Raw genomic sequence first — 21,457 nt, 5'->3', positions numbered from 1 at the left:
CTCGATCCTTTTTTGCAGTAGACTTTCCTACAGCGTATCGCTGCATTGACGGCGGGCCGGCGAGCGAATATCTTCTGTAGAAAGAGTTACAGAGGATTTTCGATGCGCCTCGCCGATGCCTGCGCCATCCACACCGGCTACACCGCTCGCGGCAGACTGGAGCCGACGGCCGCCGGGGGCGTGCTCGCAATCCAGTTGCGGGACATTTCCCCCGAAGGCCTCGTCGATCCGGACCGCCTCACGCGCGTCCAACTGGAAGATTTGGCGGACCGTTATTTCGTGCGCGCCGGTGACGTTGTGTTTCGATCGCGGGGTGAGCGCAACACAGCTTCCGCCCTGGACGAGCGTCTGCAGGAGCCTGCCCTCGCAGTGCTCCCTCTGATGGTGCTGCGTCCGAATCTTGATGTGGTGACGCCCCAATATCTGGCGTGGGCGATCAACCAGCCCCCGGCGCAGCGCCACTTCGACGTCGCGGCACGCGGCACGAACATTCGGATGATTCCCCGATCCAGTCTCGACGACCTCGAACTCGACGTCCCGGACATCGAGACACAGAGAAGAATAGTCGCAGTCGATGCGCTGGCCGAAAGGGAGCGGGAGCTGTCCCAACTCGCCGCCGAGGCACGAAGAAAAATGATGAGCCTGATCCTCGTCGAGCGAGCGAGCAGGATGCGCACCAGAACGAGGAAAGGAAAGACGCCCCAATGAACGATCAACTTACCCAGCAACAGGTCAACCAGACGGCCTGGGCCGCTTGCGACACCTTCCGGGGCGTCGTCGATGCCGGACAGTACAAGGACTACATCCTCGTGATGTTGTTCCTGAAGTACATCTCTGACCACTGGAACGACCACCTCGAAGCCTATCGCAAGCAGTATGGCGGGGATGAAACCCGGATCCGCCGCAGGCTGGAACGTGAGCGCTTCGTCCTCCCCGAAGGCGCCAGCTTCTACGATCTCTATGAAGCGCGGAACGAACCCAATATCGGCGAGCGCATCAATATCGCGCTGGAGCGGATCGAGGATGCCAACCGCGCCAAGCTCGAAGGCGTGTTCCGGAACATCGATTTCAACTCCGAGGCAAATCTGGGGCGCGTCAAGGACCGCAATCGCCGCCTCAAGAACGTGCTGGAGGATTTCGCTAAGCCCGCGCTCGACCTGCGCCCTTCGCGGGTGACCGAGGACATCATCGGCGAATGCTATATCTATCTGATCTCGCGCTTTGCCTCGGACGCGGGCAAGAAGGCCGGCGAGTTCTACACGCCCTCCGCCGTCTCCCGCCTGCTCGCGAAGCTGGCCGCTCCCAAGCCGGGCGATACGATCTGCGACCCGGCCTGCGGGTCCGGATCGCTGCTCATCCGCGCGGCCGAGGAGGTTGGGTCCGAGAACTTCGCCCTCTATGGCCAGGAAGTGAACGGCGCGACATGGGCGCTGGCGCGGATGAACATGTTTCTCCATGCCAAGGACGCCGCGCGCATCGAGTGGTGCGACACGCTCAACAGCCCCGCGCTGGTCGAGGGCGACCATCTGATGAAGTTCGATGTGGTGGTGGCCAACCCTCCGTTCAGCCTTGACAAGTGGGGCGCAGAGAATGCGGACACCGACCAGTTCAAGCGCTTCTGGCGCGGCATTCCGCCGAAGTCGAAGGGTGACTACGGCTTCATCACCCACATGATCGAGATCGCCAAGCGCCAGAGCGGCCGAGTAGCCGTCATCGTTCCTCATGGCGTGCTGTTCCGCGGTGGGGCCGAGGGGCGGATCCGCCAGGCGCTGATCGAGGAGAACCTGCTCGATGCGGTGGTGGGGCTGCCCGCCAACCTGTTCACCACAACGGGCATTCCGGTGGCCATTCTGGTGTTCGACCGCTCCCGTGAACAGGGCGGCGCGAACGAAGACCGGCGCGATGTCCTGTTCATCGACGCCAGCAAGGAATTCACGCCGGGCAAGACCCAGAACGTGATGGACGAAGAGCATATCGGCAAGGTGCTGGAAACCTACGCCACGCGGGCGGAGATCGAGAAATACTCGCACCGCGCCAGCCCGGAAGAAATCGCCGAGAACGACTTCAACCTCAACATTCCCCGCTACGTCGACACCTTTGAGCCGGAGGAGGAAATTGACGTCGCCGCCCTGCAGAAGCAGATCAACACCATCGAGGCCGAACTGGCCGAGGTGCGCGGGCGCATGGCTGGCTACCTGAGGGAGCTGGGCGTCGATGTCTGAGGGCGAACTGATCCTTTACAGCACCGAGGACGGAGCCGCGACCATCGGCCTGCGGGCCGTGGACGGGACCGTGTGGCTGAGCCAGCGGGAGATCGCGGAGCTGTTCGACAAGGATGTGCGCACGGTAAACGAGCACATCCGCAACGTCTTCGCCGAGGGGGAATGCGACCCGGGGCCAACTATCCGGAAATTCCGGATAGTTCAAACCGAGGGCACGAGGCAGGTCGAGCGCGAGGTCGACGCCTACAACCTCGACGTCATCCTCTCGGTCGGCTACCGGGTCCGCTCGGCGCGCGGCGCCCAGTTCCGCCGCTGGGCTACCACCGTCCTGCGCGAATACCTGGTCAAAGGCTTCGCCATGGATGATGCCCGGCTGAAGCAGGCCGAGCAATGGGACTATTTCGACGAGTGGCTTGCCCGCATCCGGGACATCCGCGCCTCGGAGAAGCGCTTCTATCAGAAGGTGCGCGACCTCTACACGACCGCTATCGACTACGACAAGACGTCCGAGCAGGCACAGGCCTTCTTCAAGAAGGTGCAGAACAAGATGCTCTGGGCGGTTACGGGCAAGACGGCCGCCGAACTGATCGAAAGCCGCAGTGACCCCGACGTACCCAACATGGGCCTGACCAGCTGGAAGGGCTCGGTCGTGCGCAAGGGCGATGTCGGCACCGCCAAGAACTACCTCAAGGCTGAGGAGGTCGAGGAACTCAACCGCATCGTGGTGATGTACCTCGACTATGCCGAGGACCAGGCCCGTCGCCGCCGCCCGGTCACCATGGCCGAGTGGGCCGACAAGCTCGACGCCTTCCTGTCCTTCAACGAACGCGACGTGCTGACCCATGCCGGACGGTTGCGGATGGACGTGGCCCAGAAGCTCGCCGTCGAGCGGTTCGAGATGTTCGACGCCAACCGCCGCGCCGCCGAGGCGCTGGCGGCGGATGAAGCCGATATCGCCCAGTTGGAGGAGATGGAGAAAGCGACGAAGAAAGGCCGGAAGAAAGGGGGCGACGATGCTTGAAGGTTGGAAACGCAGATCGCTCGCTGACCTTCTTGAGTTCCGGAATGGGATGAACTTCACGCAGGCATCGCAGGGCGAACGGGTCAAGGTCATTGGGGTCGGCGACTTCAAAGACAAAGAAGTGCTCAATGATTTCTCGGAGACGTCATCGATCACACTCAATGGCAAGATCAACCCGGATGATCTTCTCGAAAACGATGACCTACTTTTCGTACGCTCCAACGGCAACAAGGCCCTGATCGGTCGCTGCGTATTGGTCAGCGGGATAACCGAGCCGGTTTCGTTCTCAGGGTTCACGATCAGGGGGCGCGTCAAATCTGACGAGATCGACCACAGCTTTGCGTCGAAGCTCGTGCGGTCGCCATTGTTCAAAGAGCATCTGCATCGAATGGGTGGGGGCTCGAGTATCAACAACCTCAGTCAAGACACGCTGTCCGAGTTCTGCTTTTCGCTCCCCCCACTCCCCGAACAGCGCAAGATCGCCGAAATCCTGCGGACATGGGACGAGGCCATCGAGAAGCTAGAGGCGCTGCGGGCAGCGAACCTTCAACGTCGCATCTGGATGCGCACTCATCTGTTCACTGGGCGCACGCGCCTACCCGGCCAAACGGGGAAATGGCGCGAGGTCGCCCTGGGCGAGGTGCTGACCGAGCACGGGCTGCAAGGCACCGGCGCGGAGGAAGTCTTCTCTGTCTCGGTCCACAAGGGCCTAATCAATCAGATCGAACATCTCGGCCGGTCCTTCGCCGCCGCTGAAACCGATCACTACAACCGCGTCCTCCCCGGCGACATCGTCTACACCAAGAGCCCGACCGGAGACTTCCCGCTCGGCATCATCAAGCAGAGCAAGATCTCGCAAGAGGTGATCGTCTCGCCGCTCTACGGTGTGTTCACGCCGGCGGCACGCGCGCTCGGCGTCATCCTCGACGCTCTGTTCGAGTCTCCCGTCGCCGTGCGCAACTACCTGCACCCGCTGGTGCAAAAGGGCGCCAAGAACACCATCGCAATCACCAATCGCCGTTTCCTCGAAGGCAAGCTCCACCTACCGATGGATCCAGCCGAGCAATCCGCCATCGCCGAGGTGGTGGATGCATCGCAGGCTGAACTCACCGCCATCGAAGCGGAGATCGACCTGCTCGCCCGCCAGAAGCGCGGCCTGACGCAGAAGCTGCTGACGGGCGAATGGCGCGTGAAGGTGGAGGCTGACTGATGGCATTCGGCTTCCGCCAGCATGATCCTGCGCGCGACGGCACCCTTGAGGTCGAGGAGGTTCATCCGAACTTCGTCGAGGTCTACTTCGTGCCGCCGGAACACAGTCTGCTTGCGGCCAATCTCGACCCGAAGAAGGCGAAGCAATACAGGGCCAAGCTGCTGGACATCAATGGCCAGCACAAGTTCCTGACGATCCACCCGATCAGCACGTTCGGCGACAAGTCCGATTTCCTGAAGCCGAAATATGGCCAGGTTCAGCGGATTACGCTCGATCGCACCGACATCATCTTTCCAGGATTCGACGGGGCCGTGCCAACCAAGCCCGAAGGTGTGCTTGAAGTTCTGGAAGAACTGCCCTCAGCCTTCACGAAGGACTATGCCTACGGGCTCGGCCTAGCAAAGCCGTATCGATTCATCATCGATGCTGTGGAAGAGCTTTCGGATTGCACCGAGATCGTTATCAGCCGCGAACACGCCACGGGTCCGGACACGGACTGCGATCAACTTTTCTACATCGCAGAGAAAGACTTCGAGCAGGCGCGGCGCGCCATGAACAGCATCGACAGCCTCGCCCAGACTGCTGCCCGTGCGGTGAAGGAAACAACGGCTCACAACATCATCGCAGAACGGCTTGGTGTCCCAAAGCTGGAACCTAAGACAGGCCGGCACCCCTACCGAAAGCTCTTCACCACCGTGGCGCAGGGCAAGGAGGAACTGTCCGAGGAGGACCAGAACGCTGTTATCGGTGCCCTGAGCAGCCATGCCGCAAGCATCGCCGAAGAACAGCCAGAGAAGCTCGCCAAGCTGCGCGGGGATATCGAACTTGTGACGCTCGAAGCGCTGATCAAGCGATACGGGGAAATGCTCGGTGAGAGGCTGGCCGAGGGTCGTTGGCAGGACTTCTTCAATGAAAACACTTTCATCCTGAACATGGCCTTCGGCTATCCCGTCATCAAAGTGCGCGGCCAAGCCTCAGTTGGTGGGCGGAAGCTGTCGGGCGATGGGGAGAAGATAACCGACTTTCTGGTCAAGAACAGCCTGACCAACAACACGGCGATCTTCGAGATCAAAACACCGCAGACCGCAATCCTCAACAAAACGCCATTTCGCGATGGCGTTTTCACGCCATCGGTCGATCTATCAGGATCGATCAATCAGGCGCTGGATCAAAAGTACCAATTTCAGAAGCAAATTGCTCAGATCAAGGACAATACCCGGCTCTATGACATCGAGTCCTATGCTGTGCACTGCTGCCTTGTCATCGGCAGGACGCCCGACGGCGACGACCGGAAGAAGTCATTCGAGCTGTTTCGGCGCAATTCCAAGGACGTGGAGATCGTGACGTTCGATGAGCTGCTCGAAAAGCTTAAGCAGTTGAGCGTCTTCCTGCGCACTGCAGACGACCCTGCAAAAAGCCAAGAACTGAAAGGCGATGCCAATGGCTAAGAAACACATCGAGATGGCAATCGCCTACGACTTCGATGGCACGTTGGCGGACGGCAACATGCAGGAGCACCAGTTCCTGCCCGACATCGGCATGAAACCGGCGGTATTCTGGGCCGAGGTGAAGCGCCTGACCAAGGAGCATCAGGCAGACGAAGTGCTCGTCTACATGAACCTGATGCTGCGCAAGGCCGCCGCCGCCGGCGTTCCGGTCAGGCGCGACGATTTCAAGGCGCGGGGCAAGGCGATCCAGCTGTTCGAGGGGGTCGAGGACTGGTTCGATCGCATCACTGGCTATGGCAGGGCGCAGGGCGTCCGCGTCACGCATTATCTCGTCTCGTCGGGGAACGCAGAAATCTTCGCTGGGACTTCCATCGCCTCCAAGTTCGCCCAGGTCTACGCGTCGAAGTTCATGTTCGATGAGAACGGCGTGGCCGCGTGGCCGGCGCTTGCCGTCAACTACACGACCAAGACACAGTACCTTTTCCGCATCAACAAGGGCTCCTTCGACCTGAGCGACAACAGCAAGGTCAATCAGTTCGTGGAAAAGCGTGACAGGCCCGTGCCCTTCGAGAACATCGTGTTCATCGGCGATGGCTCGACCGACATCCCGTGCTTTCGACTCGTGAAGGAACAGGGTGGCCTTTCGGTCGCGGTGTTCAAGCCACACACCAAGGGCGCGCGCGGCAAGGCCGACAATTACATCACGGATGGCCGGGTCCACTGCGCCGTGCCCGCGATCTACACGGACGGCAGTGAACTCGACCGCGTCATTAAGGCGAACATCAATGCCGTCGCGGCACGCGCGGCGCTGTCCGGGCTGCTTTCGGAGGGCCCGCAATGACTTTCGATGCCGCCGAGAAGCACCAGTCCCAGATCCCCGCCCTGCAGCTCCTTGTGGCGCTGGGGTTCACGCCGCTTTCCCAGGCGGAGGCTGTGCGCCTCCGCGCTGGTCGTCTGCGCAACGTGGTGCTCGATGACATCCTTGCTGACCAGCTTCTCCGGATTAACAGCTTCACCCACCGTGGCCGGGAGTATCCCTTCGACCTCGAGGATGCGCACGAAGCCATCCGGCGGCTAAAGCCCACGCCTGACCGGCAAAAGGGACTGCGCGGCACCAATCAGGACATCTACGACACCCTCGTCCTTGGCACGACCATTACCAAGACGATCCAAGGGGACTCCAAGTCCTACTCCTTCCGCTACATCGATTGGGAAACCCCATCGAACAACGTCTTTCATGTGACGGCGGAAGTCTCCGTAGAGCGGACGGCCAGCACCCAGACCAAGCGCTGCGATATTGTCGCCTATGTGAATGGCATTCCGTTCCTCGTGATCGAGAACAAGCGGCCGACCGAGAGCCTGAAGAAGGCCGGTAGCCAGCTGATCGGCTATCAGAACGAGGACAACATCCCGCAGTTGTTCCACTTCGCGCAGCTTCTCATGGTGATGAACCGTGTCGAAGCGCGCTACGCCACCGTGGGCACGCCGCGGCAGTTCTGGCAGACGTGGCGGGACGAGGAAGACCGCGACGAAATCATCGACCCGATGGCCAATCGACCGCTTACGGCGGCGGAGGCGGACGCGGTCTTCTCGGGCGACTTCGCTTTTGCCCGCGCTCATTTCAAAGCTCTGGCAGCTGAGGGTGCGCGCGCGATCACGGCTCAGGACCGCGCAATCTATGCGATGTGCCGGCCGGAACGCCTTCTGGACCTGATCCGTCGCTTCACCGTGTTCGATGGGGGCGCACGCAAGGTCGCGCGGCACCAGCAGTTCTTTGGGATCCGCAAGGCTGTCGAACGCGTCCGCCAGTTCAATCTCGACGGCCGCCGCAAGGGTGGCGTGATCTGGCATACCCAAGGGTCGGGCAAGTCGCTGACCATGGTGATGCTGGGGCGCTCTCTCGCGCTCGACAAGGCCATCCCCAATCCGCGCATTCTGATCGTCACTGATCGCGATGATCTCGACAAGCAGATCAAGGACACCTTCAAGTCCTGCGAACTGGAACCCGTAAGGGCAACCAGCGGCGCCCATCTCATCGAGTTGATCCGAAACCGGACACCACTCGTGACGACCATCATCAACAAGTTCGATACGGCGGCCAAAGCTGCCGAGGACGTCGATCAGGATGCCAACGTTTTCGTCCTGGTCGACGAAAGCCATCGCTCGCAGACCGGCCGCTATGGCGGTCACAGCCAGTTCGCTACGCGGATGCGCCGTCTGCTGCCGAAGGCTTGCTATCTCGGCTTCACCGGAACGCCGCTCCTGAAGAAGGAGAAGAACACCCTCTCGACCTTTGGCGGCCTAATCCACAAGTACGCGATCGACGAGGCCGTTGCTGACGGAGCCGTCGTACCGCTCCTCTATGAGGGACGGCTCGTCGAGCAGCAGGTCAATGGCGGCGTGATCGACAAGTGGTTCGACAAGATCAGCGAGGGCTTGACCCCCAGCCAGAAGGCTGACCTTAAGCGCAAGTTCTCCCGCATGGATGCGCTGTCGAAGACAGGCCAGGCGATCCGAGCGAAGGCTTTCGACATCTCGGAGCACTTCCGCCAGCACTGGCAAGGCACGGGATTCAAGGCGCAGCTTGTGGCGCCGTCCAAGGCGGCAGCCGTCCGCTTCAAGGAGGTGCTCGACGAAATCGGGCACGTCACAAGCGAAATCGTCATCTCGCCGCCCGATGATAACGAGGGCAACGAGGAGGTCGACAAGGAATCGAAGGACCTCGTGCGCGGGTTCTGGGCGCGGATGATGGCCCGGTACAAGACCGAGGACGAATACACCCGGCAGATCATCGATGCCTTCAAGGGCTCGGGCGATCCGGAGATCCTCATCGTCGTGTCGAAGCTGCTGACCGGGTTCGATGCCCCGCGCAACACGGTGCTCTATGTCTGCAAGTCGCTGCGCGAACATAACCTCCTGCAGGCCATCGCCCGCGTGAACCGGCTCTATGAAGACGGTGCGACCGAGAAGCAGTTCGGCTTCATCATCGACTATGAGGGGCTGCTCGGAGAACTCGACACAGCCCTGACGACCTACAGCGCCTTCGAGGGCTTTGACGCCGCCGATCTCGCTGGGACTGTCCATGACGTGCGCGAGGAAATTCGGAAGCTGCCTCAGCTGCACGATCAGCTCTGGGACCTGTTCAAGCCGGTCAAGAACAAGAAGGACATGGAGCAGTTTGAACAGTTCCTGGCCGATGAGGCGATCCGGCAGGAATTTTATGAGCGACTGAAGGCGTTCAGCCGCTGCCTCCATATCTCGCTGTCGTCGGACAAGCTCTTCGACGTCTTCGACGAGTCGAAGATCGACGCCATGAAGCGGGACTGGAAGCAGTTTTCCGAACTGCGGCGCTCGGTTCAGCTGCGCTACCAAGAGACCGTCGACGTCAAGGAGTTCGAGCCGAAGATCCAAAAGCTGCTCGATGACCATGTGGTTGCCATGCCCGCCGAGACGATCATCGAGATGGTCAACATCAACGACCCGGACGCGCTGAAAGCCGTGGTGGAGGAGACGAGCGTCTCGGAGGCGTCGAGGGCGGACCGGATCGCCAGCGCGACGCGGCGGACCATCACCGAAAAGATGGACGAGGACCCGACCTTCTACCGGAAATTCTCTGAGTTGCTGGAGGAGACCATCCGCGACTATCGAGCCAAACGGATTTCCGAACGGGACTACCTCAAAAACGTTGTCGATCTGGCCAGCAAGGTTGCACGCAAGGACCGGGGTCGCGATGTGCCGGATGCGATCAAGGGCAACGACGATGCGCAAGCGTTTTTTGGGGTACTTGAAGGTGCGCTCGCGACCGATGATGGCAAACCGATCGAGACTGATGAGGTCGCGACCATCGCGCTCACAATCATCGACATTATCAAGTCCCATCACATCGTCGACGTCTGGTCCAACGACATAGCTCAGAACAAGATGCGCAACGCCATCGACGACTATTTCTTCGACGTCCTCCGCGATGAACGTGGCATCGAGCTGCCGGTTGAGGTGATGGACGACCTTGAGCTCAAGATCATGGACCTTGCGCGGGCGCGGTTTCCGGGATGAAGACCGCACGGCACAGCATCCAGTACGGTGAACACAGGATCGATTTCTCCATCGTGCGCCGCGAACGGACGACGCTGGAAATCGCTGTCGAGCCCGATGCTTCCGTCGTTGTCGCTGCGCCGAAGGACGCTCCGTTGGCGGCGATCGAAGAGAAGGTGCGCAAGCGCGCTGCCTGGATCGGGCGTCAGCAGCGATACTTCATCCAGTTCCTTCCGCGCACCCCGGATCGCCAGTATGTGGCAGGCGAGACTCATCTCTACCTCGGACGCCAGTATCGGCTAAAGGTGGTGCCCCACGTCCAGGCGACAGTGAAGCTCACTCGTGGCTTCATCGTCGTCCAAACTCATAGGCCGGAGAGATCCGAGGTCACTCGTGAGCTTGTCGAGACTTGGTATCGACAGCGAGCACATGCGAAATTTGCCGAACGCTTGGAAATCAACCTTCTGCGCTTCCCGGCGCCTGACGACTTTCGCCCCAAGGGTGTGATCGTCCGCCAACTTCGGCAGCGTTGGGGTTCGATGTCGCCGGCTTCTCGCTTGCTGCTCAACCGGCGGCTGATCGAAGCGCCTCTGGACGCAATTGACTACGTCATCACGCACGAGCTTTGCCACATCGCCGTGCCGCACCACGGGCCGGAGTTTTTTGAACTATTAGGTCGCGTCCTTCCCGACTGGTCAAGGCGCAAGCACAGGCTCGAAAAGGCAATGGCCTAGACCCTCCCGTCCTCGCCACCCCCCGATACTGTAGACCCTGCACTTTACCGAGCGGCGCTCCGAAACTCCCCGGAGAATTCAATTGGTGCGTTCACGGCCGCCATTATTCCTCGTCGTTTGTTTGAACGAAATGGTACCGAGAGCCAGGCTTGATGAAAGGCGCTACATTTCAATGCGTTGCAAGCTCCGTATCGTCTGCTCCAAAGTCCACGGGTCCGGAGAGAAATCGGCAAGCCATCGAAGAAGGTGCTGCCGTCGGCCGAGACCGCCAGGCGGAACCTGTCCGAACCGAACAGGCCGACCAGGGCCTTGGTGACGTAGCCAGTCTGCAGCGTGAGGCCGAGATCGCGGCCGGCGGCCTCCTTGTTCATGGTGTAGAATAGATCGCCGGTGCCGCCCTCGGCGATCGATTTCGCGGTCCAGAGCGCCGCGTTGAGTTTCGCCGAGAACGGGTTCGACGCGTCCGCTGTGGTGCCCACGCCCAGCAGGGCAAGGTTCTGAAGTGCGTCGGGCGTCGTATCAATCCAGCTGGAGCCGTTGAAGGCCAGCAGCAGGCTTTCGTCCTCGATCCATGCAAGCCAGCCGGCGCGTGGCGGCAGACGCAGCCAGGCGCCATCGGTCCAGAGCGCGACATTGAGGTCCCAGCCGGCCCATGCACCGGTTGCGCCCGAGCCGACGATGTAGCGATCGCCGTCATAGGGACTGCCGGGTGGCGCCGCCAGGTCGCGATCCTTGACCGACAATTGCACGACGCCATCGAGGACGCGCAGCGCCTCATTATGAGTAACGTGCTTCTGAGCCTGCGCGGCCATAATGAAGGGCAGCGCCAGATGCACTGTTGTGTCGGACATGGGTGTCTCCGATGATCAGAACCAGAGGGTAGTAGTGAGCGCAGCACCAGCGCCAAACGTCTGCCCGATCTGGGCAATGCGGACGTCAAGGGAGGAACCCAGTCCGAGTGGTGCGCCCCAGTCGGCGCTCTGGTCGGCTGCGCTGTAGACCACGCTGGTGGTGGCAGTGGTCAAGGACCGCTTGGCGGTTGCGCCGTCGAGAATCTCGACCTGCCAGGATTCGCTGGCCTCGCTCATCGGGATTTCAACGGCATTCCAACTGTCTGCGGCGAGCGATCGATCCCGACGCACCCAGCGAATGGTGAGATCACCAGGCACGCGCGCCTTGCGCCATGGTTGTTCGACATGGACCGGCGCGAAGGGCAGGAGCCCAACACCCTCGGGCGTGAAGGTCTGTGCCACATAGGTCTCGTCGCTGACAGGTTTTGAGGCCGGGCCGATGCGCCAGTTCATCGCCATGCCGAGATTGGCCTCAGTGACCGGCAGGTCGGCGAGCATGCTGTCGAGCACCACCACGCGCGCACCCGCCGGCACCGGATCGGCCATCGCGCCTTCGGTGCCGCGCTGACCGCGCAACAGCCGCGTCAGCCGGTAGCGGCCCGGCGCGATCAGTTCGGCCGATCCTGCTTGCAAGACCTCCCAGATACCTGGTGCGCTTTCCACTGCAAGCGCATTGGCGCCGCCGAGGAGCGCAATATCGGTGACGCTTTCGAGCGTGCCGGAGACGAGATCGACGATCATGACGTTGCCATGGTCGAAGCGCGAGACCGGTCCGGACCACAGATCATTCGTCAGTGCGCCGATGCGGGCACGGGTGCTGACGGCAGTGACCAGCTCGTAGCCGTCATTGCCGGGGCTGCGGAACACCGCCAGTTGCCCCGGCCATGGTTGTGCCTGCGCGGCGATCAGCGGATGATGCGGGATATGCGCTTCCGTCAGTTGCGGCAGGTCGAGGAACACCACCTCCGGCGCGCCGAAGACGATGGTTTTGGAGAGCGTCGACGGCCGTGCCGCACCAGGCGGCAGGTCGTAATCCTGCCGATCCTGGCGGATCGCCTCAATGGAACGGGATTCGGCATCGGCGACCGACACCAGACGGAAATCGATCTCGCGGCCATCATGGTCGAGCCGGATCACGTCGGCCGGATCGAGCGCCAACCGCGATGGCGGCAGCCGGAAGACGGCGCTCTCACGCCCGGTCCAGGCTTCCATCAGCGCACGGCGGCAACGGCGTTCGGCTTCTTCGGGCGGCACCGCAAACGGAAAGGTCTCGGAGGAAATGCGGGATGCTTCAACGGTGATGCGGCGGGCTTCGACGATCGCCGCATCGTAATCCTCGTCGGCGCGCGCTACCTGCCATTTGAGCGCCTGGGGCAGTTCGGTCTCCTGGCTGCGAATCAGCTCCAGAACCTCGTTCTGATCGACCGCGACCATGGTGTCGACGGTGATAGTGGTCGTGGGAGCCCGGCCGCGCATGACAAAGCGAATCCTGCCTTCGCTCTCGACGGCATCGAAGCCGAAGTGACGGGCAAGGTTCGCGATCGACGACCGCGGGCTCTCCAGCGCGCCGATGACATAGCCCTCGACGGCGCCCCACAGCCCTGAGACATCGATACGCTCATCTCGCATGCCGGCGCACCGACACAGATGTCGCACGAGGGCGGCGAGCGAGACCGCGCCGAGACGACCGGTCAGCCAGTGGCCGAGCCGCCAGTTCTCTCCATCGGTCCAGACGTCGGTCAGCTCGGGAAAGAACGGATAGGGTCGCGCATCCCAGGTCCAGGCGGCGCATTCGGGCACATGAACCATGCGGCCACCTGAGATGGCCGAGATCGGATTGTTGGCCGGATCGCTCCACCACAGATACGTTGCTTCCAGATAGGCGCGCTGGATGGCATCGTCGCGCCAGCCGCGCGAGAAATACGGCACCTCGCTTTCCGCCGACTTCGGATCGACGAAGACATTGGGCTGGTTGGTGCCGCGGTCGATGGCCGGGCAACCGAGCTCGGTGAAGCGGATCGGTTTGGATTGCGGCACCCACGCTGTCGGCGTCGGACTCTCCACCCCGCCCGGACGGTCGTAATGCGCATTCGACCACCATGAGCGCAGATCCTTGGTGCGAAACACCCACGGTTTGCCAGCGGCGCCATCGGTGATCGGCGTGCGGGTCTGGTTCACCCGGTCGGCATCGGAGGCGTAGAACCAGTCAAAACCTTCGCCGCCTGCGATGTTCGTCTGCAGATAGGCGCGGTCGTAGATCGCGGGCCAGCCGGCTTGTGCGTCAAGATGATCGAAGCCATCGCGCCAATCGGAGAGCGGCATGTAGTTGTCGATGCCGATGAAGTCGACGTTGCTATCGGCCCACAGCGGATCGAGGTGGAAGACAACATCGCCGCTGCCGTCCGCCGGCTGATGCCCGAAATACTCGCTCCAGTCGGCCGCATAGCCGACCTTGGTGCCGACACCGAGGATCGACCGGACATCTGCGGCAAGGCTCTTCAATGCCGCGACGACCGGATAGGTGGATGCGCCGGAGCGGATCGTGGTGAGCCCACGCATCTCCGAGCCGATGATGAAGGTATCGACGCCGCCGGCCAATTTGGCGAGCTGGGCGTAGTGCAGCACCATGCGGCGCAGGCCCCATTCGCCGGTGGGGCCGGTCCAGAGCACTGTCTCTCCGAACGCGACAAACTGGGCCGGAGTCGCCGTGCCGAAGAAGGCTGCCACTTGCGAAGCGGCGGCAGCGGTCTTGTCGACGCTTCCCGCATAACCGGCTGCCGGCGAACAGGTGATCCGGCCACGCCAGGGGAATGCCGGCTGACCGGCCTCGCTGGCGTTGTCGGAATACGGGTTCGGCAGGCTGTTGTGAGGCGGCACATCCATCAGGATGAAGGGATAAAGGGTAACCCGCAGGCCACGCGCCTTCATCTCGCGGATCGCCTGCACGACGGCAAAGTCGGCCGGTGTGCCGCCATAGACCGGGCGGTTCTCGGCATCGCGGCTGACGAGATGGGCGTTGGCGCGCGGCACACCATTGACAGTCCAGGTCTTCGGGAAGGTCAGCTTCGACGCCAACTCCACGCCCGGCCTGATCTGGCAATTGCCGGCGCGCAGATCGTTGCCGAACCAGGCGACGACAAGACTGACGCTTTCGATTGCAGGCATCGTCGCCTGCAGATGATCGAGCGCCACCACCATGTCGGCGGTGTCGGAGAGCGCGTTGAGGTTGGCCGGCATCTGCGTCCAGGCGCTGCCATGGCGGATGCCTTGCGTCGCGTAAGTGAACTCGCCCGAGGCTGGGATCATGGTGACGGCGCGAATCAGTCCTTCGGCGGTGTCGGGATCGGCGAGCGGCCGAAACACCTCGAAGGAGAGCTGCGGCAGACGGTTGCCGTAATTGGCGAGCGGCAGTTCCTCGAACACAACGTAAGCCGTGCCGCGATAGGAAGGCGTATCGGCGGCGCCCATCCTGGCGGCAATGAAGGGGTCAGCGGTCTGGCTTTCGTCGCCGGGATACCAGCGCCAGGCGACGCCTGCAGGATCAAGAAGCTTGCCGTCGGCCCAGATGCGGCCGATGCCGGTGATCGGGCCTTCACAGAGCGCGACCGCAAAGCTCGCGTAATAGAGATATTCGGTGGTCTGCACCTTGGCGCCACCACCGCCCATCGAAAATCCCTTGCCGCCACCTTGCGTGGTGGTTCTGCTCTCCTCACGAAAATCCGTGGCCCAGATGATGTTGCCGCCGATGCGCATGCGGCCATAGAGCCGGGGAATGACGGCGCCTTCGGTCGACGAGGTCAGGCGCAGGCTGTCGAGGCGCGCACCTTCGATACGCTGGGTAGGCGCGAGCGAGGAGACGATCCAGCTGTCGACCATAGAGCCTGCGGCGGCGCCGACAAAGCCGCCGATGGTGGCGGCACTGACGCCGAGGATGGTGCCGCCGATGCTGCCGCCAATGGCGGCACCGGCAACACCGAGAACGAGAGCGGCCATGGATCAGGACCTTGTCTTGCGCCGGGCCTTCTTGCGCAGGACAAGGGCCGGCCGCGGAAACAGAAAAGCGAAGGCGATACGCCGTCGCCAGGGCAAGGTCAGCGGCTGCTCGATCACGCCGAGCCGCTCATAGGCATGAAGGAAGCTGTCGGCGCTGGTCAGAATGCCAACATGTTTGGCGATGGCGCGCGGCGCCATGCGAAACAGTACCAGCGCGCCAGCACCGGCATGTTCTGGTGCAATCTCGATCATGGCGCCGCGGGCGCCCTCGGCCAGCACCTCGCGCGGACCGGTCTCGCCCCAGTCGCGACTGTAGGGCGGGATGATGAAGGGCTCGTCACCCACCACCTCGCGCCAGACACCACGGGCGAGGCCGAGGCAGTCGCAACCGACACCCTTGAGGCTTGCCTGGTCGTGATACGGTGTGCCGAGCCAGGTGCGCGCGACAGCGATCACACGTTTCGGCGTAGCCGGCTTCACAGCACCGCTCCATCGTGGGCACCGTCGCGCGTTGCATAGCGCAGCACCGCGTCCTGACCGGGGATGTGCGGGAAGCCGCGGAAGTTCGCGACGTTGGCGAATTTCGCATGGCAGGTCGCGATGCGCTTGTCGCAGCCGGCACGGATGACGAAGGCATCGCCCTCGGCAATCGGCCGCACCGGCGCCTCGAGCAGCGTCAGGATCGCGATGCCGTCGACGAGATCATGCGACAACACCTCTGCGCGTCGCCCTGCATTGACGCCGCTGGTCCATGTCACCGTGCCGAAGGCAAACCAGCCTGCGGCAAAGCCACCAAGCCCCGATGCCGTGAAAGCACGATCGCGCAGCAGATCGATGACCGCACCGGTACCTTTGAAGGCCGACGCATCCAGGTTGATACGGCAACGGGCGTCGCCGAGCTCTGCGTCGCAGGTCGCTTGGAACATGCGGCCGACAGTCTGACCCAGCACATGCGCCTGGCTCCGCATCTCGGCGACAAAGGCGAGCCGGCCGCGCCGGATCTGACCGATGGCGCCGCGGCGTATGAGCACACGTTGCGAGGTGTCGGCCCAGTTGACCCGCCAGAGCTCGACCTCGGCATTGTCCCAACGGCCATCAAGGATATCGGTCTCGGTGATGCGGTCGGACGACAGCACGCCTTGCGCTTCCTGCGCATCGACGGCAAGGTCCGAGCCCGCACGCACTTCTGACGCCGTCAATCCGCTTTCCGGCTCGAATTCGGTGCCGTCAAAGGCAACCGTGCGGTCATGATCGGTGAAGCCGAACACGGCACCATCTGCGCGAGTGATGCGCCAGCACCAGGAAAGCGTCGTCGTGCCCTCGTCGAGATGGGCCTGCAGAGCGGACGAGAGGGATTTCATGGTCGATCACCGGCCATCATGACCGCTCGGCCCACTTGGCAAGCGCGTCTTTAACCGTGTGGCCACCCATGTAGAGGCCCATGAACCAGGCGGTCAGCGTCATCATGGTGGAAAGGTCGACGGTCGCTGCGATGCGGGAGCCAAAGACTGCGTCGGCCAACGGCACCAGCACCAGACGGAACAGGAACAGAAAGCCGAGGAACCACATCCACGCTGGTCGCCAGCCCCAGGTCCACCAGGGTCGCCCCTTGCTCATCTCGGCCAGCATCAGCCTGTTGGCTTCGCGCTGCTGTCCGACCCATGCCGCGACGAGCTGCGGCGCGTCGACCTCGGCAGCGGCCACGGCCGCTTCCAGATCCTTGCTCGGGACTGAGCGGAGATCGTCTGGTGGCACGCCGGCCTTGCCGGCAATGGCGTCGATGACCATGCCGCCAATCTCGCCGGCGGTGCCACCGACATGCTTTTCCAGCAGGCTCTTGACGATCGGCGCGCCGACCCTTGCCGCAACGTCGATCAGGATCGAGGCGAGAATGGCACTCATGACATGATCCTTCCTGCCTCGATGGCGTAGGCTGACGCGCGTTGACGGTGGATGATGGCGCGAATGATGAGGATGACGGCGACCAGCACGCCGGCGCTCAGCAGTCCGCCGAGCACCCAGCCGGCGATCTGGTCGACATGATCCGGGTTGAAGAGCGCGTCGCTGCCACCGGCCGTGGTCGCGGTGCCGGCCGCACTGGCGCCTGCGGTTTGCTTGTTCGAGGTGGCGGTCGCGGTTGTCGCTTCCTTCGCCAACTGCTCACGGACTTGAATCGGACCCATCGATTGCGCCAGCGCCCAGGCGACGCCCTTGGCCTCGATGCCAGCGACACGTTTCGACCAGCCGTTGCCAAAGGTGTCCCAGATGGCGAGCGAGCGCATGAAGCCGAGACGTTTGGCGCAGACGAGTTTGACCGTGTCGTGGTCCGGGCCGCCGATTGAGGTCATCAGCCATTGTCTGGCGCGCCCAGGACCGGAGTTCACACCGGCATCGAAGGTGGCAAGGTCGACACCGACCGCAAGGCGATCACCGCCGACCTTGTCCCAGTAGTCGGCGCGGTAGATCTTCGCGACAGTCTCGTTCGCGATGTTGCGCAGCTCGGTCTTGGTCGCACCCGGTTTGAAGCGGCGATAGGAGGCGAGCGTGATGCCCTTCATGGTGGCGCCGCCGGGATCGGAGGGATGATCCGACCAGCCGCCCTCGTAGCCCAGCGTCACCGCCAGGCAGTTCTGGAAGTTGGCGTGCATAGAGTTACCTCAGCAGGTAAGCGATCAGGATGAAGAGAGCGACCACCACCCCGATGCGCATGCGATGGGCGAACGCCTCTCGCGGATCGGGGCTGTCGCAGCGAAGCTGGCGGGCCAGGCGCAAGAGCTCACGCATCGCGGTCGCCTCCCTTGTTGCGAAGGCGCGCCAACGTCATCTCGATGAAGGCAGGTCCGAAGACGCCGACCAGATAGGCGGCGGAGCCTGCCGCGCCTCCCGCCGGGATCGCCTCCGACGGCAGGCCGAGCCATCGCGTGACCAGCGCCATCGACAGGCTGCCCATGCCGGCGGCGATGATGCCGCCGAGCAGGATGTGGCGCAGCGCATCGCGCAAATGCATCTTGGTGGTCAGCGCGTTGGTGGCGCCACCAAGCGCACCCCAGACGGCGAGGATCACCGCCGTCGATGCCGCAAGGTCGCGCAGCACCGCGGTGATGAAGCCGGGTTCATCATTCATCGTCGGATCTCCACGAGGGGAATGGAGGTGATCGAGCCGAGCCGCTCGAGATCGAGCGTGACGTCGAGCGTGTCGGTGTCGAAGCGAACCGGCACGTCGAACGCGAAGCCGGCGGTGATAGCGACGCCGGAAGCAGGTGCGGATACGAAGGTGACGAGACCGGTGGCCGCATCGACCGACCAGCCGGAGGACGTTGGCGTGCCGTTCAGCGCGATCGCTACGCTGCCGGCAACAGGCTTGGTAATGATGCGTACCCATGCCTGCGCGCCGGAGGCGTAGCGCTTCACCAGCTGGAATGTTTTGGTGCTGGCGTCACCAGTGCCGATCGCCTGATCAGTGGCGGCGGGGATCTGCGACGGCAGGCAGGACTTGTAATCGGCCCAATCCTTGAAGCGAAAGCCATGCAGTCGGCCGTTGCGCGCCTCGAAGAAGGCGACCACTGCGGCCAGATCGTCGGCGCGACGGATACCGTAGGCGACATCATAACGGCGGCGAGAGCTGGCCCAGCTGGCGTTGCGCTCCTCGTCGCCGGAAGCCAGCTCGACGATCTGGGTGCGACGCTGCGGTCCGCCGCGCGCACCACGCGAAATATCGTCCGGAAACCGGACCTCGTGGAACGCCATGTTGGAGCCTCAGAGCCCACGCCGGCCGAGCGACACGGCGCGGGCGATATCGGCGGCCACCTGCGTGCGCGATTGCCGAAAGCTTTCCGCATCGCGGGTCGTGATGGTGACGTTGACGGCCGGAGCGGATACGCCGTGTGCCGAGGTTGATGCCTCGCGCTTCGACAGCACGCGCTCTCCGCGCTGCAGGATGGCTGGTACTTCGTCGGGCCGCAGACCCGCCCAGCCGCCGGCATGCAGGCGCGGTGCCGCGGCGAAGGTCATGGCCGGCACCATGCGGCTGGGGCCGGGTGCGCCGACGATGCCACCGCTGTGGTAGATCGGTGAGCCAAAAAGTCCCGCGGCTGCCGCAACCGGGCCGGGGGCGCCAAAAAGACTGCCGCCAAGACTGCCCAGCACGCCGGACAGCGCATTCGCAATCGGGCCGAGGATGAAGCGCCGTGCCGCGAGCTTGGCGAGATCGGCGATGAGCGAGGTGACCAGGTCACCGAACTTCAGCTTGCCGGTCTTGACGAACTCGCCGACTGCATCCTCCGCGCTCTTGAACGCGTCGACCAGCGCCTTGCCGACATCGGCACCGATCTCGCGGGCCTTCTCCGCATAATCGGCCAGGCTCTTGACCACCGCTGCCCAGCCTGTGACTGCTTCTTCAGCAGCCTTCTTGTTCGCCTTGCCGGCCTTCTTCGCAGCGTCCGCTGATGCATCGAGCGCATTGGTGACACGGCCAGCCGCATTGGCGGCATCGTCGAGTGCGGCCGCGCTGTCCACCTTGCGCACCGCATCGCCCAGCGCTTGTGCCGCGGGGCCGACGGCATCGAAGGCGTGCGCCCGCGTATCCGTCGCACGCTCACGATAGCGATCGGCCGTCACGCCGGCATTGCTGGCGGCATGATCGAGCATCGAGGAATAGGACTTTGCCCCGAACCAGTCGATCCGCGTCTCAGCACCGAGGGTCTCGGCCACCTTGTTGAAGGTCGGACCGATGCTGCCGAGAAAGTCGGCCCACTTGTTGGTGAGGTACGCCATCAGCTTGAGCCAGAGCTGCTCGACACTGGCTGTGATCGCCCGGAAATCATCGACAAACGAGCTGGCGGTCGCCTTGATGCCGTCCCAGACGGCCCGTGCCAGATTGCCCATCAGCTCGAGCGCGGCGCCAAAACCGCCGGCGCCTTTCACCAACTGCCCGAACCAGTAGATGAGCTCGCCGGCGCCGACGATCAGCGCGCCGATGCCGGTGCGGATGATGGCGCCGCGCAGCAACGCCAGCGCACCCGACAGGCTGAAGGTGGCAATCCGCGCTGCAACGAAGGCCGCGACCCAGCGCCCGGCGATGAAGCCGGCGAAAGCGATGCCGATGGCGGCAAGGTGCTCGAGATTGTCGGCGAGCATGATGATTGCGGCTGCGACGGCGGCGGACGTTCCCGCCATCTTGTCCCAGCGGCCCACCAGCTGCAGCGCCGCATTCCCCAAAAGCGTAAAAGCATCGCCAATGGTGGCCGGCATCGCGTCGGCTTCCTTGCGCAGGCGCTCGAGATTGCCGAGCAACGCACGCCGGATCACATCGCCGGTGATGTCACCTTCCGCGCCGAGAGTGCGTAGCTGATTGACGTTGACCTTGAGCTCCGCCGCCAACAGCTCGGCGATCCGGCCGCCGCTGGCGATCACGGTGTTGAGGTTCTCACCGGACAGCTTGCCGAGCGCCATCGCCTTCGACAGCGCGTTCTGCACCGAAGTCGCGCGATCCGCCTTGGCGCCCGACACCACCATGGCGTTGTTGAGCGCCTCGGTGAAATCCAGGCTCTCCTTGGTGGAAAGCCCGAGCTCGCGCAGCGCAGTGGCATTGGCGAGCCATGACTCCGTTGTTTGCGTGATGCTCGAATAGGTCCGCCGTGCCATGGACGCCAGCCGCTCCATGACGGCGGCACCGCGTTCCTGCGATCCGGTGGCGAGATCGACCCGCGAGCGCAGGTCGGTCCAGGTATTGGTGTAGGTGACGAGTTGCTGGACGCTGATCGCAGCGCCGAGCACGCCCATGACCCGGCTCACCACCTTGCCGGTGATATCGGCCTGCTTTTCGATGCGCTTGAAGCTCTTCTCGCCAGCCTCGCCAATGCCCTCGAACTCGGACCTGACCAGCCGGCCGCCCTCGGCAACGAGCCGGACGGAGACGCGTTTTTCGGCCATGGGTCAATCTTCCTG

18 protein-coding genes are annotated in these 21,457 nt (G+C 63.1%); 8 read left to right on the top strand and 10 right to left on the bottom strand.

Annotated elements, in window-relative coordinates; genetic code table 11:
• The first annotated feature begins 102 nt into the window (after positions 1-102).
• The 8 genes from ACWH43_RS20115 to ACWH43_RS20080 are packed head-to-tail and all read left to right on the top strand — an operon-like array spanning position 103 to position 10,667.
• Positions 103-708, top strand: coding sequence for a restriction endonuclease subunit S (locus ACWH43_RS20115; protein ID WP_260349134.1), 606 nt, complete (start codon positions 103-105; stop codon positions 706-708).
• The gene (locus ACWH43_RS20110; RefSeq protein ID WP_260349135.1) at positions 705-2,222 is read left to right on the top strand and encodes a type I restriction-modification system subunit M; all 1,518 of its coding nucleotides are present in this window, start codon (positions 705-707) and stop codon (positions 2,220-2,222) included. Before ACWH43_RS20115 ends, ACWH43_RS20110 begins: the two co-directional genes overlap by 4 nt.
• The gene (locus tag ACWH43_RS20105; protein ID WP_260349137.1) at positions 2,215-3,243 is read left to right on the top strand and encodes a virulence RhuM family protein; all 1,029 of its coding nucleotides are present in this window, start codon (positions 2,215-2,217) and stop codon (positions 3,241-3,243) included. Before ACWH43_RS20110 ends, ACWH43_RS20105 begins: the two co-directional genes overlap by 8 nt.
• Positions 3,164-4,453: a restriction endonuclease subunit S gene (locus tag ACWH43_RS20100; protein WP_377785493.1), complete on the top strand. Its 1,290-nt coding sequence runs from the start codon at positions 3,164-3,166 to the stop codon at positions 4,451-4,453. The genes ACWH43_RS20105 and ACWH43_RS20100 overlap by 80 nt, the downstream gene beginning before the upstream one ends.
• Complete coding sequence (locus tag ACWH43_RS20095) at positions 4,453-5,901, top strand: Shedu immune nuclease family protein (RefSeq protein WP_260349139.1); 1,449 nt, start codon at positions 4,453-4,455, stop codon at positions 5,899-5,901. The genes ACWH43_RS20100 and ACWH43_RS20095 overlap by 1 nt, the downstream gene beginning before the upstream one ends.
• Positions 5,894-6,742 (top strand): HAD family hydrolase, encoded by an 849-nt coding sequence (locus ACWH43_RS20090; RefSeq protein ID WP_448153602.1) that lies wholly within the window; start codon positions 5,894-5,896, stop codon positions 6,740-6,742. The genes ACWH43_RS20095 and ACWH43_RS20090 overlap by 8 nt, the downstream gene beginning before the upstream one ends.
• Positions 6,739-9,954, top strand: coding sequence for a type I restriction endonuclease subunit R (locus ACWH43_RS20085; protein ID WP_260349141.1), 3,216 nt, complete (start codon positions 6,739-6,741; stop codon positions 9,952-9,954). The genes ACWH43_RS20090 and ACWH43_RS20085 overlap by 4 nt, the downstream gene beginning before the upstream one ends.
• A complete protein-coding gene (locus ACWH43_RS20080) occupies positions 9,951-10,667 on the top strand; it encodes a M48 family metallopeptidase (protein WP_260349142.1) in 717 nt (238 codons plus the stop codon). The genes ACWH43_RS20085 and ACWH43_RS20080 overlap by 4 nt, the downstream gene beginning before the upstream one ends.
• 44 nt (positions 10,668-10,711) lie before the next feature.
• On the opposite strand, the gene ACWH43_RS20075 is transcribed toward ACWH43_RS20080, so the two are convergent.
• The 10 genes from ACWH43_RS20075 to ACWH43_RS20030 are packed head-to-tail and all read right to left on the bottom strand — an operon-like array spanning position 10,712 to position 21,442.
• The gene (locus tag ACWH43_RS20075) at positions 10,712-11,518 is read right to left on the bottom strand and encodes a DUF2793 domain-containing protein (protein WP_260349143.1); all 807 of its coding nucleotides are present in this window, start codon (positions 11,516-11,518) and stop codon (positions 10,712-10,714) included.
• 15 nt (positions 11,519-11,533) lie between these two features.
• On the bottom strand, positions 11,534-15,511 hold the full coding sequence (locus ACWH43_RS20070) for a baseplate multidomain protein megatron (RefSeq protein WP_260349145.1): 3,978 nt from the start codon (positions 15,509-15,511) through the stop codon (positions 11,534-11,536).
• 3 nt (positions 15,512-15,514) lie between these two features.
• Entirely contained in the window at positions 15,515-15,991 is a 477-nt protein-coding gene (locus ACWH43_RS20065; RefSeq protein ID WP_260349147.1) for an NlpC/P60 family protein, read from the bottom strand.
• The gene (locus ACWH43_RS20060) at positions 15,988-16,872 is read right to left on the bottom strand and encodes a DUF2163 domain-containing protein (protein WP_260349148.1); all 885 of its coding nucleotides are present in this window, start codon (positions 16,870-16,872) and stop codon (positions 15,988-15,990) included. Before ACWH43_RS20060 ends, ACWH43_RS20065 begins: the two co-directional genes overlap by 4 nt.
• 16 nt (positions 16,873-16,888) lie before the next feature.
• A complete protein-coding gene (locus ACWH43_RS20055; protein ID WP_260349149.1) occupies positions 16,889-17,413 on the bottom strand; it encodes a hypothetical protein in 525 nt (174 codons plus the stop codon).
• Complete coding sequence (locus tag ACWH43_RS20050; protein WP_260349150.1) at positions 17,410-18,159, bottom strand: glycoside hydrolase family 108 protein; 750 nt, start codon at positions 18,157-18,159, stop codon at positions 17,410-17,412. The genes ACWH43_RS20055 and ACWH43_RS20050 overlap by 4 nt, the downstream gene beginning before the upstream one ends.
• 4 nt (positions 18,160-18,163) lie before the next feature.
• On the bottom strand, positions 18,164-18,295 hold the full coding sequence (locus tag ACWH43_RS20045) for a hypothetical protein (RefSeq protein WP_260349151.1): 132 nt from the start codon (positions 18,293-18,295) through the stop codon (positions 18,164-18,166).
• Positions 18,288-18,635, bottom strand: a complete 348-nt coding sequence (locus tag ACWH43_RS20040) for a hypothetical protein (RefSeq protein ID WP_260349152.1) — start codon at positions 18,633-18,635, stop codon at positions 18,288-18,290. Before ACWH43_RS20040 ends, ACWH43_RS20045 begins: the two co-directional genes overlap by 8 nt.
• Positions 18,632-19,258 carry a DUF2460 domain-containing protein gene (locus ACWH43_RS20035; RefSeq protein ID WP_260349153.1) on the bottom strand — a complete coding sequence of 209 codons (627 nt, stop codon included), beginning with the start codon at positions 19,256-19,258 and terminating at the stop codon, positions 18,632-18,634. The genes ACWH43_RS20040 and ACWH43_RS20035 overlap by 4 nt, the downstream gene beginning before the upstream one ends.
• A 9-nt stretch (positions 19,259-19,267) precedes the next feature.
• The gene (locus tag ACWH43_RS20030; protein ID WP_260349154.1) at positions 19,268-21,442 is read right to left on the bottom strand and encodes a tape measure protein; all 2,175 of its coding nucleotides are present in this window, start codon (positions 21,440-21,442) and stop codon (positions 19,268-19,270) included.
• Positions 21,443-21,457 lie beyond the last annotated feature (15 nt).

This window comes from Allobosea minatitlanensis, from assembly GCF_964020775.1.
This window is presented reverse-complemented; position numbering and strand designations above follow the sequence as displayed.

Coding starts and splice junctions, on each gene's coding strand:
- ACWH43_RS20115 (WP_260349134.1), top strand. CDS start 103: ATGCGCCTCGCCGATGCCTGCGCCATCCACACCGGCTACACCGCTCGC.
- ACWH43_RS20110 (WP_260349135.1), top strand. CDS start 705: ATGAACGATCAACTTACCCAGCAACAGGTCAACCAGACGGCCTGGGCC.
- ACWH43_RS20105 (WP_260349137.1), top strand. CDS start 2,215: ATGTCTGAGGGCGAACTGATCCTTTACAGCACCGAGGACGGAGCCGCG.
- ACWH43_RS20100 (WP_377785493.1), top strand. CDS start 3,164: ATGAAGCCGATATCGCCCAGTTGGAGGAGATGGAGAAAGCGACGAAGA.
- ACWH43_RS20095 (WP_260349139.1), top strand. CDS start 4,453: ATGGCATTCGGCTTCCGCCAGCATGATCCTGCGCGCGACGGCACCCTT.
- ACWH43_RS20090 (WP_448153602.1), top strand. CDS start 5,894: ATGGCTAAGAAACACATCGAGATGGCAATCGCCTACGACTTCGATGGC.
- ACWH43_RS20085 (WP_260349141.1), top strand. CDS start 6,739: ATGACTTTCGATGCCGCCGAGAAGCACCAGTCCCAGATCCCCGCCCTG.
- ACWH43_RS20080 (WP_260349142.1), top strand. CDS start 9,951: ATGAAGACCGCACGGCACAGCATCCAGTACGGTGAACACAGGATCGAT.
- ACWH43_RS20075 (WP_260349143.1), bottom strand. CDS start 11,518: ATGTCCGACACAACAGTGCATCTGGCGCTGCCCTTCATTATGGCCGCG.
- ACWH43_RS20070 (WP_260349145.1), bottom strand. CDS start 15,511: ATGGCCGCTCTCGTTCTCGGTGTTGCCGGTGCCGCCATTGGCGGCAGC.
- ACWH43_RS20060 (WP_260349148.1), bottom strand. CDS start 16,872: ATGAAATCCCTCTCGTCCGCTCTGCAGGCCCATCTCGACGAGGGCACG.
- ACWH43_RS20055 (WP_260349149.1), bottom strand. CDS start 17,413: ATGAGTGCCATTCTCGCCTCGATCCTGATCGACGTTGCGGCAAGGGTC.
- ACWH43_RS20050 (WP_260349150.1), bottom strand. CDS start 18,159: ATGCACGCCAACTTCCAGAACTGCCTGGCGGTGACGCTGGGCTACGAG.
- ACWH43_RS20045 (WP_260349151.1), bottom strand. CDS start 18,295: ATGCGTGAGCTCTTGCGCCTGGCCCGCCAGCTTCGCTGCGACAGCCCC.
- ACWH43_RS20040 (WP_260349152.1), bottom strand. CDS start 18,635: ATGAATGATGAACCCGGCTTCATCACCGCGGTGCTGCGCGACCTTGCG.
- ACWH43_RS20035 (WP_260349153.1), bottom strand. CDS start 19,258: ATGGCGTTCCACGAGGTCCGGTTTCCGGACGATATTTCGCGTGGTGCG.
- ACWH43_RS20030 (WP_260349154.1), bottom strand. CDS start 21,442: ATGGCCGAAAAACGCGTCTCCGTCCGGCTCGTTGCCGAGGGCGGCCGG.